We start from the raw sequence: 13,822 nt of genomic DNA, 5'->3' as shown, positions 1-13,822 counted from the left end.
AACCGCGCTGGAAACTGCCGGAGATACCCATGCCTGACCTCTACGCCTATACTGACGGTGCCTGTTCGGGCAATCCCGGCCCCGGCGGCTGGGGCGTGCTGATGCGCGCGATGGACGGCGACAAAATCGTCAAGGAACGCGAGTTGAAGGGCGGCGAGGCGCAGACCACGAACAACCGCATGGAGCTGATGGCCGCGATCTCGGCCTTGGAATCGCTCAGCCGCCCGACCGAGATCACGCTGGTGACTGATAGCAACTACGTCAAAAACGGCATCACCGGTTGGATCTTCGGCTGGAAAAAGAACGGTTGGAAGAACGCGGCCAAGAAGCCGGTCAAGAATGCCGAGCTTTGGCAACGGCTGGACGCCGCGAATGCGCGGCACAATGTGACGTGGAAATGGGTCAAGGGCCACGCCGGCCACCCCGAGAACGAGCGCGCCGATGAACTGGCCCGCGCGGGCATGGCCCCCTTCAAACCGGGCGGCAAGAAGTGAGCCTGCTGGCCCTGCTGGACTATGCCGCCGTGCTGGTCTTTGCCATCACCGGCGCGCTTGTCGCCAGCCGGGCGCAGCTTGATATCGTGGGCTTTGCCTTTATCGCCTGCCTGACCGCCGTTGGCGGCGGCACGATCCGTGACCTTCTGCTCGACCGCAACCCGATCTTCTGGATCGAGACCCCCAGCATGTTGGGCGTGGCCATCCTGGCCGCTTTGGTGGTGTTTTTCACCGCCCACCTGCTCGAAAGTCGCTTTCGTACCTTGATCTGGCTCGACAGTCTGGCGCTTGCCGTCGCGGTCGCGGCGGGGGTTGGTGTGGCGATGGCGCAAGAGCAGTCCGCGCCAATCATCATCGTCATGGGCATGATCACCGGCTGTATGGGCGGGCTGATGCGTGATGTGGTGGTGGGGCAGCTGCCGCTGGTGCTGACCCAAGGCGAGCTTTACGCCACCGCGGCGCTCTCAGGTGCCGGCGTCGCCGTGCTGCTGGCGCCCTATTTCGATGGCACGCTCTACCCGCTGCTGGCCTGCGCCGCGACGACTTGGGTGCTGCGCGCAGGGTCGCTTTATTTTGGCTGGCACCTGCCGGTCTACAAAAGCACCCCGCCCAAAAGCTGAACGCTCGGCCTCAGCTAAGACGCGCACCCACTGCGATCTGCGCACCGCGTTGAAACACATCCGCCTCCTGCACGCCCTTGCCCGCGCGCTGTAGCCGCGTCAGCCGCACCGCCCCCTCGCCACAGGCGATGCGCAGCGCGTCCGACAGCACCTCACCCGGCGCGCCGGTGCCCTCGTCCAGCACCGAGCCGAGGACTTTCACCCGCTGGCCGTCAATCTCGAACCAGGCCCCCGGAAAGGGCGACAGCCCGCGGATCAGCCGGTCCACCTCAACCGCGGGGCGGGTCCAGTCGATGCGCGCTTCGGCCTTGTCAATCTTGGCGGCATAGGTGACGCCCTCTTCGGGCTGGGGCTGCGGCGTCAGATCGGCCAGTTGCGACAGCGCCTTGTTGATCGCAACCGCGCCCATGGCGCTCAGCCGGTCGTGCAACTGCGCCGTGGTTTCCGCCGCGCCGATCTCGGTCTCTTCGCACAGCAGCACCGGCCCGGTATCCAACCCCGCTTCCATCTGCATGATGCACACGCCGGTCTTTTCATCGCCCGCCATGATCGCACGGTGGATGGGCGCCGCCCCGCGCCAACGCGGCAGCAAGCTGGCGTGAATATTCAAACAGCCATGTTTCGGCGCGTCGAGAATGGGCTGCGGCAGGATCAGACCGTAGGCCACGACCACCGCCGCATCGGCCTCAAGCGCGGCGAATTCTTCCTGCGGCTCAGGATGTTTGAGCGATACCGGATGGCGCACCAGCAGTCCAAGCGCTTCGGCGCGTTGCTGCACCGGGCTGGGGCGGGGTTTCTTGCCGCGCCCGGCTGGGCGTGGCGGCTGGCAATAGACCGCGGCGATGTCATGCCCGGCCTGCACCAGCGCATCGAGGATCGGCACCGAAAAATCGGGCGTGCCCATGAAGATCAGTCGCATCTGTTCACTCCTGCCGGACAGCGCCTTGGAGAGCGCTGTCAGCCGTTTTGTTTGCGCGCCTTGCGCAACAGCATGTCGCGCTTGGTTTTGCTGAGGTTGTCGAAATACATCTTGCCCGCCAGATGGTCGATCTGGTGCTGCACGCTGACGGCCTCAAGCCCGACGAAATCACGCTCCACCTCGGCTCCCGTCTCGTCAAGGAACCGCACCCTCACCCCACGCGGGCGGCGGATCACGGCGCTGAAACCGGGCAGATTGGGGCTGGCCTCCTCGTAAGGATGCAACACGGCAGAGGCATCGACGATCACCGGGTTCGCCAGCCGAATGCGTTTGTTGCGCGCTTCCGAGGCATCGACCACCGCCACCTGCAACATCACCCCGATCTGCGGCGCGGCAAGGCCGACGCCGGGCATGGCGTCCATCGTCTCGATCATGTCGTCCCAGAGGGTGCGGATTTCATCCGTCACCGCCTCAATCGGTTCGGCGGGGCTGCGCAGGCGTTTGTCGGGCCATGGAAGATAGCGGCGTAGGGTCATTGTGCGTTGAACTCCGCAATCTTGGCGGCGCGGGTCTCCGCGTCGAGGTGATCGAAGGTCACCACACCGTCAAGGTGATCCATCTCATGCTGCGCGATCAGCGCCGCGGCGCCTTCCATGCTCTGCACATAGCGGCCCCCGTTCAGACCGGTCCAGACCATCTGCACCTGCGCGGGGCGCGAAATGTCGGTGCTGATGCCGGGGATGCTGAGGCAGCCTTCGGTATGGGTCACCCGTTCTTCGCCGATCTCTTGAAACATCGGGTTGATGCAGACCAGCGGGTCGGCCTTATCCTCTTTCCAGCCCGCATCCATCACGAAGATGCGCAGCATTGCGCCCACCTGCGGCCCGGCAAGGCCACGCCCCGGTGCGGCATACATCGTCTCAAGCATATCGGCGGCAAGGCGTTCGATCTCCGGCGTGATCTCTTCGACCGGGACGCAGATTTCGGCCAGTCGCGGGTCGGGCCAGCGGAGAACCTCCAGCACGCTCATCCGCGCGCCAGCTCGCGCTTGAGCTTGACCATCTTGCGGGTGATCATCTGACGCTTCAGCGGCTTGAGGTAGTCGATGAAAAGCTTGCCGTCGAGGTGGTCGATCTCATGCTGAACGCAGGTCGCCCAAAGCCCGTCAAACGCCTCTTGCTGCTCTTTCCCATCGCGGTCGAGCCAGCGCACCTCAACCTCCGCCGGGCGGGTCACCTCGGCATATTGGTCGGGGATGCTGAGACAGCCTTCTTCATAGGTGTTGAGCCCGTCCGAAGAAGCCACAATTTCGGGGTTGAACATCAGCAAGGGCCGGGGCGCTTCGCCCTCTTCTTTGACGCAATCCAGCACAATCACCCGGCTCAACACGCCGATCTGCGGCGCGGCAAGGCCGATGCCCGGCGCATCATACATGGTGGTCAACATATCATCGCCCAGCACGCGCAGCTCGTCGCTGAGATCGGCGACGGGGGCTGCGGCTTTCTTGAGCCGTGGATCGGGGTGCAAAAGGATCGGGCGTTTCATCCCGCTCATTTAGGCCATGCCCGTGCATCGCGCAACCGGGGGCTTGCAGCGCCTGCGGCAGCCGTTAGCTTGGCCGCAATATCAGGAGAGACCAGCATGAGCTTTGACGACATCATCGACCGGCGCGGCACCCATTGTGCGAAATGGGACAAGATGGAAGCGATCTATGGCGTGCCCGCGGATACCGGCATCGCCATGTGGGTGGCCGACATGGATTTCCGCCCCCCGCAAGTGGTGCAGGACGCGCTTCAGGCCCAGATTGATCACGGGGTGCACGGGTATTTCGGCGACGACAGCAAATACCTCGCCGCGATCCAGTGGTGGATGGAAAACCGCCACGGCTGGAAGGTCGATCCGCAGGCGATCTTCACCACGCATGGCTTGGTGAACGGCACCGCCATGTGCGTCGACGCCTTTACCCAGCCCGGCGATGGCGTCGTGCTGTTCACCCCGGTCTATCACGCCTTTGCCCGCGTGATTAACGCCGCCGAGCGTCGGGTGGTGGAATGCCCGCTGACCAATGCCTCGGGCCGCTACGAGATGGATTTCGACGCCTATGACGCCCTGATGACCGGGGATGAGAAGATGGTGATCCTCTGCTCGCCGCATAACCCCGGCGGGCGGGTCTGGAGCCGTGAAGAACTGCAAGGCGTGGCCGACTTCGCCAAGCGGCACGATCTGGTGCTGGTCTCGGATGAGATCCATCACGATCTGGTGATGCCGGGGCACAAGCATATCCCCATGGCCCAGATCGACGGGATCGAAGACCGACTGGTGATGATGACCGCCACGACAAAGACCTTCAACATCGCGGGCGGCCATACCGGAAACGTCATCATCCACGACCCCAAGCTGCGCGAGCGCTTTGCCCGGCGCATGGCGGCCTTGGGCGTTTCGGCAAACTCCTTCGGGCTGATCATGGCAACCGCCGCCTATTCCCCCGAGGGCGCGGCTTGGGTGGATGAGCTGACCGCCTATCTCGACGGCAACCGGCAGCTCTTCGACGAGGCGGTGAACGCGATTCCGGGGCTAAGCTCGATGCCGCTGGAATCGACCTATCTGGCTTGGGTGGACTTTTCGGGCACCGGCATGGAGCCCGCAGAGTTTCAGGACCGTGTCGAGAAGAGCGCCGCTATCGCTGCCAACCACGGCGCCACCTTTGGCACGGGGGGCGAAAGCTTCATGCGCTTCAACCTCGCCACCCCGCGCGCCCGGGTCGAGGAAGCCTGCGAGCGGCTCACCAAAGCTTTCAGCGATTTACAGTAACGAAACGGCGCGGCGGGGCGGCCCCGCCGTGCCGCCCTTTCAGGCGCGGCCGTCTTCGATCAGACCCAGCGGCGCATCGGTGGGACGTTCGAAGTCAAGCGGCGGACAGTCTGCCACGGCGGTGGCGCGTTTGAACTCATAGCGCATCTCGCCCGCTTCTTCCTCGCTCGCCACGATCAGACATTGGAACAGATGCAGGCTGCCGTCATAGAGATCGACCAGCCCGCGCAGCTTCGGCGCATCCTGTGCATCGACGGAGAAACCGGTCTTCCACATGCGCAGTACGCGGTAGACATCACCGCCCGCCTCAAGGCGCAGGCGCGCGCCCTTGCGCAGGCTTGCCATACGCGCGGCATCCAGCCCCGCCTGTATTTCTTTCGACAGAAATTCTTCCATGCGCAATCCCCCCGCTGATGCCTCTAAGCTGGCGGAAAGCGTAGAAAATTCAAGTTAAGAATTGGTGACGTTTGGGCAGTCTGCATCAGCGCAGAGCGGCTGCGCGCCTATGAAGATGGGCGGCCCCCGCGCCCTGCCCTAGATATACCCTCAAACGCGGAAAGGAGAACAAGATGGGCCTATTGGTCGACGGTAAATGGCAAGACAAATGGTATGACACCAAATCCTCGGGCGGCAAATTTGAGCGCAGCGAGGCCAAGTTTCGCAACTGGGTGACCGCCAATGGCAGCGCCGGACCAAGCGGCGAAGGCGGGTTCAAGGCAGAATCGGGGCGCTACCACCTCTACGTCAGCTATGCCTGCCCATGGGCGCATCGCGCGCTGATCTTCCGCCAGTTGAAGGGGCTTGAGGATCACATCGGTGTCTCTGTCGTGCATCCCGACATGCTGGGCGAGGGCTGGACCTTTGACACGGATTTCCCCGGTGCCACGGGCGACACGCTTTTCGGCCTGCCCTATGCCCGCGACATCTACACCCGCGCCGATCCCAATTTCACGGGCCGCGTCACCGTGCCGATCCTTTGGGACAAAGAGCGCGAGACCATCGTCAGCAATGAGAGCGCCGAGATCATCCGCATGTTCAACAGCGCCTTCGACGCGATCACCGGCAACAGTGATGACTATTACCCCGCCCCCCTGCACGACCGCATCGAAGAGGTGAACGCCCGCGTCTATGACACGCTGAACAACGGCGTCTACAAAGCAGGCTTCGCCACCACGCAAGAGGCCTATGACGCCGCCGTGCACCCGCTCTTCGACACGCTGGATTGGATCGAAGACATCCTGTCGCAGAACCGCTACCTTGCGGGCGCGCAGATGACCGAAGCCGACTGGCGGCTCTTCACCACGCTGGTACGCTTCGACAAGGTCTATCATCTGCACTTTAAATGTAACCGCCACCGGATCGTCGATTACCCGAACATGTGGGCCTATGCGCGCGAGCTCTATCAGGTGCCGGGCGTGGCCGAGACGGTGAACTTCGACCATATCGTGCGGCACTACCACTACAGCCACGACACGATTAACCCGCATCGGATCATCCCGATCAACCCGGTGCTGGACTTCGACGCGCCGCACGGGCGCGGCTGACCTCCCCTCCCCCTGCCCCGTGGAAGGCGCTTGATCGCGGAGCGCTTTTGCGCTTTCACCGCAGCGACGACGGCAGGGGGATGATCATGCAAAAGCCAGACCAGCGCGACCACGGTGGCGGTGTCGATGCGGCAGCGGCGCGTTTCGGCGGAGAGCGGTCGGATTGGATCGACCTTTCCACCGGGATCAACCCCGCGCCCTACCCAATACCTGCCCTGCCCGCGGGCGCATGGGCTGCCCTCCCCGACGCCGCGGCGCAAGACGCGCTGCTGGCCGCCGCCCGCGGCTTTTGGCAAGTGTCCGAAGGGGCCGCGATCCTCGCCGTGCCGGGGGCCTCCTCGGCCATCGCGCGGATCCCGGCGCTGGCCTCGAAAGGCCGCGTGCGCATCCCCGGGCCGACCTACAATGAACATGCCGCCAGCTTCGCCGAGAACGGCTGGCAAGTGGTCGAGACGGGCGAGGCCGAAGCCGCCGTTCACGTCCATCCCAACAACCCCGACGGGCGCCTGTGGCCCATGGCAGAGACGACAGCCCCGCTCAGCATCATTGATGAGAGCTTTTGCGACATCACGCCCGACGCCACCCTGATGGTGCAGTCCACGGTGCCCGGCACGCTGATCCTCAAGAGCTTTGGCAAATTCTGGGGGCTGGCCGGGCTGCGGCTGGGGTTCGTGATCGGCGATCCGGCCTTGGTCGCGCGGCTTGAACAGATGCTTGGGCCATGGCCGGTCAGTGGCCCCGCGCTGCATATCGGCGCAGCGGCGCTGCGGGATGAACCATGGGCCGAGGCCACGCGGGCGCGGCTGGGGGCCGAGGCCGCGCGTCTCGATGGGCTGATGACCGCGGCGGGCGCAGAAATCGTCGGCGGCACACCGCTTTTCCGGCTCTATGAGGTCGAGGACGCGCAGGCTTGGCAAACCCGCCTCGCCTGGCACCAGATCTGGAGCCGCGTCTTCCCCTACAATCCGCGCTGGCTGCGCCTTGGCCTGCCGCCCTCGATAGGTTGGGCGCGGTTGGAGCAGGCGCTGGCATGAGCACGGCGACGATCCTCGCGCTGGCCATGCTGCTGGATGCAGCACTTGGTGAGCCGGATTGGCTCTGGCGTCGCCTGCCGCATCCGGCGGTGCTGATGGGGCGGCTGATCGGCTGGGGGGATCGTCGGTTGAACCGCGGCCAAGCCCGCCGCGCCAAGGGGGTGGCACTGCTGCTGGCGCTGATGATCGGGGCCGCGCTGCTCGGCTGGGCGCTCAGCCTGTTTGGCCCCCTCATCGAGATCATCCTCGCCGCCATCCTGCTGGCGCAACGTTCCCTCGTTGAGCACCTGCGCGCCGTGGCAGATGGCCTGCGCCAGTCGCTTCCCGCAGGGCGCCGCGCCGTGGCGATGATCGTCAGCCGCGACACTGCCGCGATGCCCGCAGACGCCGTCGCCCGCTCCGCCATCGAAAGCGGGGCGGAGAACCTCAGCGACGGGATCATCGCCCCTGCCTTTTGGTTCCTGCTGGGCGGGCTGCCGGGGCTGCTGGTCTATAAAATTGTCAATACCGCCGACAGTATGATCGGCTACCGCACCCCACGCTATGCCGATTTCGGCTGGGCCGCGGCGCGGATGGATGACCTTCTGAACCTCGCCCCCGCACGGCTGACCGCCCTGCTGATTGCCTTGCCCGGCGGGGTGCTGCACCGCTGGCGCGACATCAAGGCCGACGCGGCGCTGCACCGCTCGCCCAATGCCGGTTGGCCGGAAGCCGCCATGGCGCGGGCCATAGGTGTGGCCCTCGCCGGTCCGCGCAGCTATGATGGGCAGGTGCAGCAGTTTCCTTGGGTGCACGGCGCCGGGGCGCGCGTCATCGGACCTCAGGAGATCGATGCGGCCATCACCCGCCTCTGGCAGGCATGGTTGGTGATGTGGGCAATCGCCCTAGTTCTGGCCTGTCTGTGACAAAGAGGTAACCATGCGCCCCACGTTTCTCGCCGCCGCACTCGCGGCGCTCACCCTTCCCGCCAGCGCCTATGCGCAAGCCAGATGCGGCGGGAATTTCGCTAGCTTCATCGTTGATGCCAAGGCCGAGGCCGTGGCGAACGGCGCGGACCCCGCCAAGGCCGAGCGTTTCTTTGCCGGCCTGCGCCAAGACCCCGCCGTGCTGCGGGCCGATCAGGCCCAAGGGGTGTTTCAAAAGCCCTTCATCGAATTCTCGCGCCGCCTGATCTCGGAAAACCGGATCAACCGGGGCCGCGCCATGGCCGAGAAATACGACGCCATCTTCGACCGGATCGAGGCGGAATACGGCGTCAGCCGTGGCGTGCTCTTGGCCTTCTGGGCGTTCGAGACGGATTACGGCGCGTTCCAAGGCGGCTTTAAGACTGCCAATGCGCTGGCGACCCTCTCCCATGACTGCCGCCGCCCCGAACTGTTTCGCCCACAGCTTTTCGCGGCACTGGAGCTTTTCGAGCGCGGTGAGTTCGACCCGGCCACCACCACTGGCGCTTGGGCCGGTGAGATCGGCATGGTGCAAATGCTGCCGCGCGACATCCTAGAGAACGGGGTGGATGGCGACGGCGACGGCGTGGTCTCGCTCAAGACCTCCGCCCCCGATGCGCTCTTGTCCGGCGCCAAGATGTTGCAAAGCCTCGGCTGGCGCGCGGGCGAGCCTTGGTTGGCCGAGGTCACCCTGCCGCAGGATTTCGACTGGTCGCAAACCGGGCTGGAGACCACAAAACCCGTCAGCGAATGGCAGGCGATGGGTGTCTCCCCCCGCAACGGGCCGCTGGCCGAGGGGCTGACCGCCTCTGTTCTGTTGCCCCAGGGCCGCGGCGGGCCGGCTTTCATCGCCTATCCGAACTTCCGCGTTTATTTCGAGTGGAACCAAAGCTTTACCTACGTGATGACCGCCGCCTATTTCGCCACACGGCTGGAAGGCGCGCAGGTCTATGACGCGGGCAATCCGGCCCCCGGTCTGGGCGGCGAGGCGATGAAAACGCTGCAACGTAAACTCCAAGCCAAGGGCTATGACGTGGGCGATGTGGATGGCATCCTCGGCTCCGGCACCCGCGGTGCGGTGCGGGCCGAGCAGGAACGTCTCGGCATGCCCGTCGATGGCTGGCCCACGCCTGAGTTGCTGAACAAACTGTAAGGAGAAGACCGATGGCTCTCAAGAAAACCGCCGCGCAAATGGTCGCCGAAGCCCGCGCCCGGATCGAAGAGATCGACAGCACTGAGGCCATCGCCATGCTGGAGGACGAAAACGTGCAATTCGTCGACCTGCGTGACCCCCGCGAACGCGAACGCACCGGGTTCATCCCCGGTGCCTTCCACTGCCCACGCGGCATGTTGGAATTCTGGGTCGACCCCGAGAGCCCCTATTTCAAAGAGGTCTTTGCCCAAGACAAGAAGTTCGTCTTTCACTGCGCCTCTGGCTGGCGCTCGGCCATTTCCGTCGCGACGCTGCAAGACATGGGGTTTGACGCGGCCCATCTGAAGGACGGTTTCGGCGGCTGGGAAAAAGCGGGCGGCCCGATCGAGAGGTCCTGAAGCGTAGGCTTTGATCTGGCCTCCCCCACGTAAAGCTGCCACAAGTTTTGCAACGTCAAAGGAGAGACAGAATGACCGAGATCAAACGCCACCACACCAACACCCGCATGAGCCAAATCGTCGAGCATGGCGATGTGATCTACCTTGCCGGGCAGGTCGGCACGGCGGGCGCGGATGTGGCCCAACAGACCCAAGATTGCCTTGATAAGGTCGACGCCCTGCTGGCCGAGGTTGGCAGCGACAAGACCCGCATCCTGCAATCGACCATCTGGCTGGCCGACATGGCCGATTTCGCCGCGATGAACGCCGTCTGGGACGCATGGGTGCCCGAGGGCCACGCCCCTGCCCGCGCCTGCGGCGAATCCAAACTGGCCACGCCGGAGTATCTGGTCGAAGTGCTGGTGATTGCCGCCAAAGCCTGAGCCATTGCCCTCGCGCCCTGTCACGGGGCGCGGGGCTTTGCCGGAACCCCAGATGACCCCCTGCACCCTCACCGCCCTGTCGGACCTCGCCACGCTCAACGTCGACACAATCATCGACGTGCGCGCGCCTATGGAGTTTGCCGAGGATCATCTGCCCGGTGCCATCAACCTGCCCGTGCTGTCGGACGCGGAGCGCGCCGAAGTGGGCACGATCTACAAGCAGGTAAGCCCCTTTGACGCGCGCAAGATCGGCGGGGCGCTGGTGGCGCAGAACACGGGCCACCATTTGCAAACGGCACTGGCGGATAAAGACGGTAGCTGGCAGCCGCTGGTCTATTGCTGGCGCGGCGGGCAGCGGTCGGGGGCCTTTTCGACGATCCTCGATCAGGTCGGCTGGCGCGTGCAACTTCTGCGCGGCGGTTATCGCAGCTACCGGCGGCTCGTGGTCGCGGCGCTCTACGACACACCCCTGCCGCATCGGCTGATGCTGATCGAAGGCGGCACCGGCACGGCCAAGACACGGCTGTTGCACCATCTGGCCAAGGCAGGCGCGCAGGTGCTTGACCTCGAAGGGCTGGCGCAGCACCGCGGCTCGCTTTTCGGTGCGGTGGACGGCGGGCAGCCGCATCAAAAGATGTTCGAATCCCGGCTCGCCCACGCGCTATTGCCGCTCGACCCCGCGCAGGTGACATGGGTCGAAGCCGAGAGCAGCAAGATCGGCGACATCACCCTTCCGCCTGCGCTTTGGGCCGCGATGCGCGACGCCGCGCGGGTTGAGATCGCCGCCCCCTTGGCCGCACGGGCGGATTTTCTGTGTCGGGCCTATGATGACCTGACCACCGACCCCGCCATGCTCGAAAACCGCATCGACAAGCTGCGGCCCTATCATAGCGGAGAGACGATCACCCAGTGGCAGACCCAAGCCCGCGCGGGTGATTGGGCCAGCCTCGCCGAAGGGCTGATCGGCCAACACTACGATCCGCGCTATGCCAAGGCCGCCAGCCGCAACCCTGCCCCGCGCGCCCGGCTGACGCTTGACCGGCTTGATGACAGCACATTGGCCGAGACCGCCGCCGCGCTGCACAGCCGTTTCACCGCAGGCGGATAGAGGGCACCCCCGCCTCAAGCCGCCCGATGATATGGCCCGCCAAGCATTCGGCCTTTAACCGCGCCTGCGCTGCTTTCGCGGCATCCTCCGGTAAGGCTGCGAGCAGCCCCCCGGCGGTTTGCGGATCGTGGAAGAGCGGGTTCACCGGGTCTGCCGCCGCAATCGGAGCATCCGCCTGATTGACTGCCAGCAGAGAAGAGGCCACCCCCTGATCCGACAGCGTCTGCGCGCCGGGGTAAATCGGCACCGCCTCTGCCCAAAGCTCCGCCGCCAATCCCGAGGCGCGGCAGATCGCTTGCACATGGCCGGCAAGGCCAAAGCCCGTCACATCCGTCATCGCATGGGCCTTGCTCAAAATCTCCGCCGCCCGCGCCTGCGGGGTGGCCATGATGCCGAGCGCTTCGGCCACCACCCGCCCCGGCGCGGTCCCTGCCATATGGCCTGCAAGGATCACCCCCGACCCGATGGGCCGGGTCAGCATCAGCACATCGCCCGGCTGCGCGCCACCGAGGCCGATGGGCATCGCGTCGCGGGTGCCGGTGACCGTAAAGCCGATGGTCAGTTCCGCGCCCATGGTCGTATGGCCGCCCACGATCTGCGCGCCTGCACCCGCCATCACCTCCTGCGCGGCCACCGCGATTTCGCGCAGGGTCCGGGCCTGCAATTCGGGCGACATGCGGGGCAGGATGATCGAACTCAGCGCCACCTGCGGTTTGGCCCCCATCGCCCAGATGTCGCCCAAAGCATGCACCGCCGCGACCCGCGTCATCAGGGCCGGGTCTTCGATGAAGCCGCGCAAATGATCCGTGCTCATCACCTGAAAGCCGCCACCGGGGCGGCGCAGCACCGCCGCATCGTCGCCCGCCCCGGTGAGCACATCGCCCGAGACGGGCGGCTGCACCTCGGCCAAGAGATCGCCCAGCACCGCGCCGCCCACCTTGGCCCCGCATCCACCACAAAGCGGTTTGCCCGCCAGCGCCTCCTGCACGCCCGAGGCCACCGGGCCCGTCAGCGCATCGGTTTTCATCTCGGGCAGGTCATCGAGCCCGTCCATGAACTTCCGGTCGATCCGGTCCTTCCATTGCCACAGCAGCGCACCGCCAAGGGCCAGCCCATTCCGCTCCGCCACGGCAGATTTTCCACCGAGTGAGATCAGCTTGAGATAATGCCGCTGCGGTTTGAACGCCCGCCGTGCCCCGCCGCTGAGCGCCGCGCGCAGGTTGTCGTGCAGCACCGGCGCCGCCCGCACGGCAAAGACACCGGCCTTGGGGCGCGGGCTGGCCTCCATATGGGCGCAATCGCCAACGGCGAAGAGCCTGTCATCATCTACCACCCCCAGATCGGCCCCGACGCGGATGAACCCCGCGTGCAGCGGCAGATCGGTCTGGGCAAGCCAGCCCTGCGGCACCGCCCCCGCCGCCCCCACGCAAAGCGCCGCGGGGATCGGCGCGCCATCCGCCAAGAGCACCTGCCGGTCGGTGATCTGCGTGACCTCGGCCTCAAGCGCCACGGTCACCCCAAGCTCTGCCATCTGCCGCCGCACCATCGCCTCGGTCCGGGGGGCCATGCCGGAAAGCTGCGGCCCATGTTCCACCACCGTCACCGCAGGCTGCCCCCCCGCGTCGCGCAGGGCAAAAGCCATCGCCATGGCAAGCTCGCAGCCCGCCACACCGCCGCCGATCACCGCCACCTCGGGCGGCTGCTCCCCGGCCTTGACCGCCGCGAGAAACTCCCGCCAACGCGCGGCATAGAGATCGAGCGGCTTGGCCCCGACCGCGTGTTCGGCAAATCCCGGCAGGTCCATCTTGGCCGTGATGCCTATGTCGATTGACGCCACGTCATAGGCCACGGCCCCCCGCCCTTCGACCGTGATCTCCCGGGCCGCGCGGTCGATCCCCGTCGCCGCCCCAAGGATCAACCGCGCCCCGGCGTGACGGCAAAGGCGCATCAGATCGATCTCCAATGCATCGCGGTCGTAATGCCCGGCGATATGACCGGGCAGCATGCCGGTATAGGGCGCGGTGGGGCCGGGGTTGATGACGGTCAACCGCGCACCGGGCAGCGGGTCCATCCCCCATTTGCGCAGCACCAGCGCATGGGCGTGCCCGCCCCCCACCAGCACCAGATCCCGCGTCAGGGGCAGATCGCTTTGCACCAGATTGCCTCACTCTCTCTTTCCGCTTTGGCTTATAGCTACCCCAAGCCACCCGCCCGCGCCATCGGCCTGACCGAGATGTGAGCGGGCCGGATCAGAGCGGAAATGGCGCTTCCCCGCCCATTCGGGCCCCGAAAGCCGCCAAACCGGTAAAAAGGGTGACAATTCGCCACAAAACCCCCATGTACATTCCATCCCCGACCCTCTACCGACGGTCGGA

At 65.6% G+C, this 13,822-nt stretch carries 16 protein-coding genes; 10 read left to right on the top strand and 6 right to left on the bottom strand.

Going from position 1 to position 13,822, the window contains the following annotated elements; all coding sequences use genetic code 11:
* Positions 1–29: 29 nt before the first annotated feature.
* Together rnhA and ACGYK4_RS12035 are read left to right on the top strand one after the other, a co-directional pair.
* Entirely contained in the window at positions 30–494 is a 465-nt protein-coding gene (rnhA, locus tag ACGYK4_RS12040) for a ribonuclease HI (RefSeq protein ID WP_271692491.1), read from the top strand.
* Entirely contained in the window at positions 491–1,114 is a 624-nt protein-coding gene (locus tag ACGYK4_RS12035; protein WP_394429511.1) for a trimeric intracellular cation channel family protein, read from the top strand. The genes rnhA and ACGYK4_RS12035 overlap by 4 nt, the downstream gene beginning before the upstream one ends.
* A gap of 10 nt (positions 1,115–1,124) precedes the next feature.
* On the opposite strand, the gene fmt is transcribed toward ACGYK4_RS12035, so the two are convergent.
* From fmt to def (ACGYK4_RS12015), 4 genes are read right to left on the bottom strand one after another with little or no spacing between them, the layout of a single operon-like run.
* Positions 1,125–2,033, bottom strand: coding sequence for a methionyl-tRNA formyltransferase (gene fmt / locus ACGYK4_RS12030; protein ID WP_394429513.1), 909 nt, complete (start codon positions 2,031–2,033; stop codon positions 1,125–1,127).
* Positions 2,034–2,071: 38 nt separating this feature from the next.
* Positions 2,072–2,569, bottom strand: a complete 498-nt coding sequence (gene def / locus ACGYK4_RS12025) for a peptide deformylase (protein WP_394429515.1) — start codon at positions 2,567–2,569, stop codon at positions 2,072–2,074.
* The gene (def, locus tag ACGYK4_RS12020) at positions 2,566–3,063 is read right to left on the bottom strand and encodes a peptide deformylase (protein ID WP_394429517.1); all 498 of its coding nucleotides are present in this window, start codon (positions 3,061–3,063) and stop codon (positions 2,566–2,568) included. The genes def (ACGYK4_RS12025) and def (ACGYK4_RS12020) overlap by 4 nt, the downstream gene beginning before the upstream one ends.
* Positions 3,060–3,578 carry a peptide deformylase gene (gene def / locus ACGYK4_RS12015; protein WP_271692495.1) on the bottom strand — a complete coding sequence of 173 codons (519 nt, stop codon included), beginning with the start codon at positions 3,576–3,578 and terminating at the stop codon, positions 3,060–3,062. The genes def (ACGYK4_RS12020) and def (ACGYK4_RS12015) overlap by 4 nt, the downstream gene beginning before the upstream one ends.
* A 96-nt stretch (positions 3,579–3,674) precedes the next feature.
* On the opposite strand from def (ACGYK4_RS12015), the gene ACGYK4_RS12010 reads away from it, so the two are divergent.
* Positions 3,675–4,844, top strand: coding sequence for a MalY/PatB family protein (locus ACGYK4_RS12010; RefSeq protein WP_394456718.1), 1,170 nt, complete (start codon positions 3,675–3,677; stop codon positions 4,842–4,844).
* 39 nt (positions 4,845–4,883) lie between these two features.
* Here the strand turns inward: ACGYK4_RS12010 and ACGYK4_RS12005 are convergent, their stop codons facing one another.
* Positions 4,884–5,240, bottom strand: a complete 357-nt coding sequence (locus tag ACGYK4_RS12005) for a hypothetical protein (protein ID WP_168613431.1) — start codon at positions 5,238–5,240, stop codon at positions 4,884–4,886.
* Between the two features lie 173 nt (positions 5,241–5,413).
* Here ACGYK4_RS12005 and ACGYK4_RS12000 point away from each other — a divergent pair, with 173 nt between their 5' ends.
* From ACGYK4_RS12000 to mnmH, 7 genes are all read left to right on the top strand, one after another.
* Positions 5,414–6,388, top strand: coding sequence for a glutathione S-transferase family protein (locus ACGYK4_RS12000; RefSeq protein ID WP_394456716.1), 975 nt, complete (start codon positions 5,414–5,416; stop codon positions 6,386–6,388).
* An 80-nt stretch (positions 6,389–6,468) separates the two neighbouring features.
* Complete coding sequence (gene cobD, locus ACGYK4_RS11995) at positions 6,469–7,422, top strand: threonine-phosphate decarboxylase CobD (RefSeq protein WP_394456714.1); 954 nt, start codon at positions 6,469–6,471, stop codon at positions 7,420–7,422.
* On the top strand, positions 7,419–8,327 hold the full coding sequence (gene cbiB / locus ACGYK4_RS11990) for an adenosylcobinamide-phosphate synthase CbiB (RefSeq protein WP_394456712.1): 909 nt from the start codon (positions 7,419–7,421) through the stop codon (positions 8,325–8,327). The genes cobD and cbiB overlap by 4 nt, the downstream gene beginning before the upstream one ends.
* 13 nt (positions 8,328–8,340) lie before the next feature.
* Complete coding sequence (locus ACGYK4_RS11985) at positions 8,341–9,519, top strand: lytic murein transglycosylase (protein ID WP_394456710.1); 1,179 nt, start codon at positions 8,341–8,343, stop codon at positions 9,517–9,519.
* Positions 9,520–9,530: 11 nt separating this feature from the next.
* Complete coding sequence (locus ACGYK4_RS11980; RefSeq protein ID WP_067265622.1) at positions 9,531–9,917, top strand: rhodanese-like domain-containing protein; 387 nt, start codon at positions 9,531–9,533, stop codon at positions 9,915–9,917.
* A 71-nt stretch (positions 9,918–9,988) separates the two neighbouring features.
* On the top strand, positions 9,989–10,339 hold the full coding sequence (locus tag ACGYK4_RS11975; RefSeq protein WP_394411089.1) for a RidA family protein: 351 nt from the start codon (positions 9,989–9,991) through the stop codon (positions 10,337–10,339).
* A gap of 52 nt (positions 10,340–10,391) precedes the next feature.
* Positions 10,392–11,447 (top strand): tRNA 2-selenouridine(34) synthase MnmH, encoded by a 1,056-nt coding sequence (mnmH, locus tag ACGYK4_RS11970; RefSeq protein WP_394456708.1) that lies wholly within the window; start codon positions 10,392–10,394, stop codon positions 11,445–11,447.
* Here the strand turns inward: mnmH and selD are convergent.
* Positions 11,431–13,602, bottom strand: a complete 2,172-nt coding sequence (gene selD, locus ACGYK4_RS11965) for a selenide, water dikinase SelD (protein ID WP_394456706.1) — start codon at positions 13,600–13,602, stop codon at positions 11,431–11,433. The two genes, mnmH and selD, sit on opposite strands and share 17 nt — an antisense overlap.
* Between the last annotated feature and the right edge of the window lie 220 nt (positions 13,603–13,822).

It is taken from the genome of Sulfitobacter sp. 1A13368, from assembly GCF_043557275.1.
GTDB classification, from domain to species: Bacteria; Pseudomonadota; Alphaproteobacteria; order Rhodobacterales; family Rhodobacteraceae; genus Sulfitobacter; species Sulfitobacter faviae.
The sequence above is the reverse complement of the archived record's forward strand: the minus strand, read 5'-3'. Positions and strand labels throughout refer to the sequence as shown.

Bases quoted from the DNA above. Each gene is read 5' to 3' on its own strand.
- rnhA (WP_271692491.1), top strand. From the start codon at position 30: ATGCCTGACCTCTACGCCTATACTGACGGTGCCTGTTCGGGCAATCCC.
- fmt (WP_394429513.1), bottom strand. From the start codon at position 2,033: ATGCGACTGATCTTCATGGGCACGCCCGATTTTTCGGTGCCGATCCTC.
- def (WP_394429515.1), bottom strand. From the start codon at position 2,569: ATGACCCTACGCCGCTATCTTCCATGGCCCGACAAACGCCTGCGCAGC.
- def (WP_394429517.1), bottom strand. From the start codon at position 3,063: ATGAGCGTGCTGGAGGTTCTCCGCTGGCCCGACCCGCGACTGGCCGAA.
- def (WP_271692495.1), bottom strand. From the start codon at position 3,578: ATGAAACGCCCGATCCTTTTGCACCCCGATCCACGGCTCAAGAAAGCC.
- ACGYK4_RS12010 (WP_394456718.1), top strand. From the start codon at position 3,675: ATGAGCTTTGACGACATCATCGACCGGCGCGGCACCCATTGTGCGAAA.
- ACGYK4_RS12005 (WP_168613431.1), bottom strand. From the start codon at position 5,240: ATGGAAGAATTTCTGTCGAAAGAAATACAGGCGGGGCTGGATGCCGCG.
- ACGYK4_RS12000 (WP_394456716.1), top strand. From the start codon at position 5,414: ATGGGCCTATTGGTCGACGGTAAATGGCAAGACAAATGGTATGACACC.
- cobD (WP_394456714.1), top strand. From the start codon at position 6,469: ATGATCATGCAAAAGCCAGACCAGCGCGACCACGGTGGCGGTGTCGAT.
- cbiB (WP_394456712.1), top strand. From the start codon at position 7,419: ATGAGCACGGCGACGATCCTCGCGCTGGCCATGCTGCTGGATGCAGCA.
- ACGYK4_RS11985 (WP_394456710.1), top strand. From the start codon at position 8,341: ATGCGCCCCACGTTTCTCGCCGCCGCACTCGCGGCGCTCACCCTTCCC.
- ACGYK4_RS11980 (WP_067265622.1), top strand. From the start codon at position 9,531: ATGGCTCTCAAGAAAACCGCCGCGCAAATGGTCGCCGAAGCCCGCGCC.
- ACGYK4_RS11975 (WP_394411089.1), top strand. From the start codon at position 9,989: ATGACCGAGATCAAACGCCACCACACCAACACCCGCATGAGCCAAATC.
- mnmH (WP_394456708.1), top strand. From the start codon at position 10,392: ATGACCCCCTGCACCCTCACCGCCCTGTCGGACCTCGCCACGCTCAAC.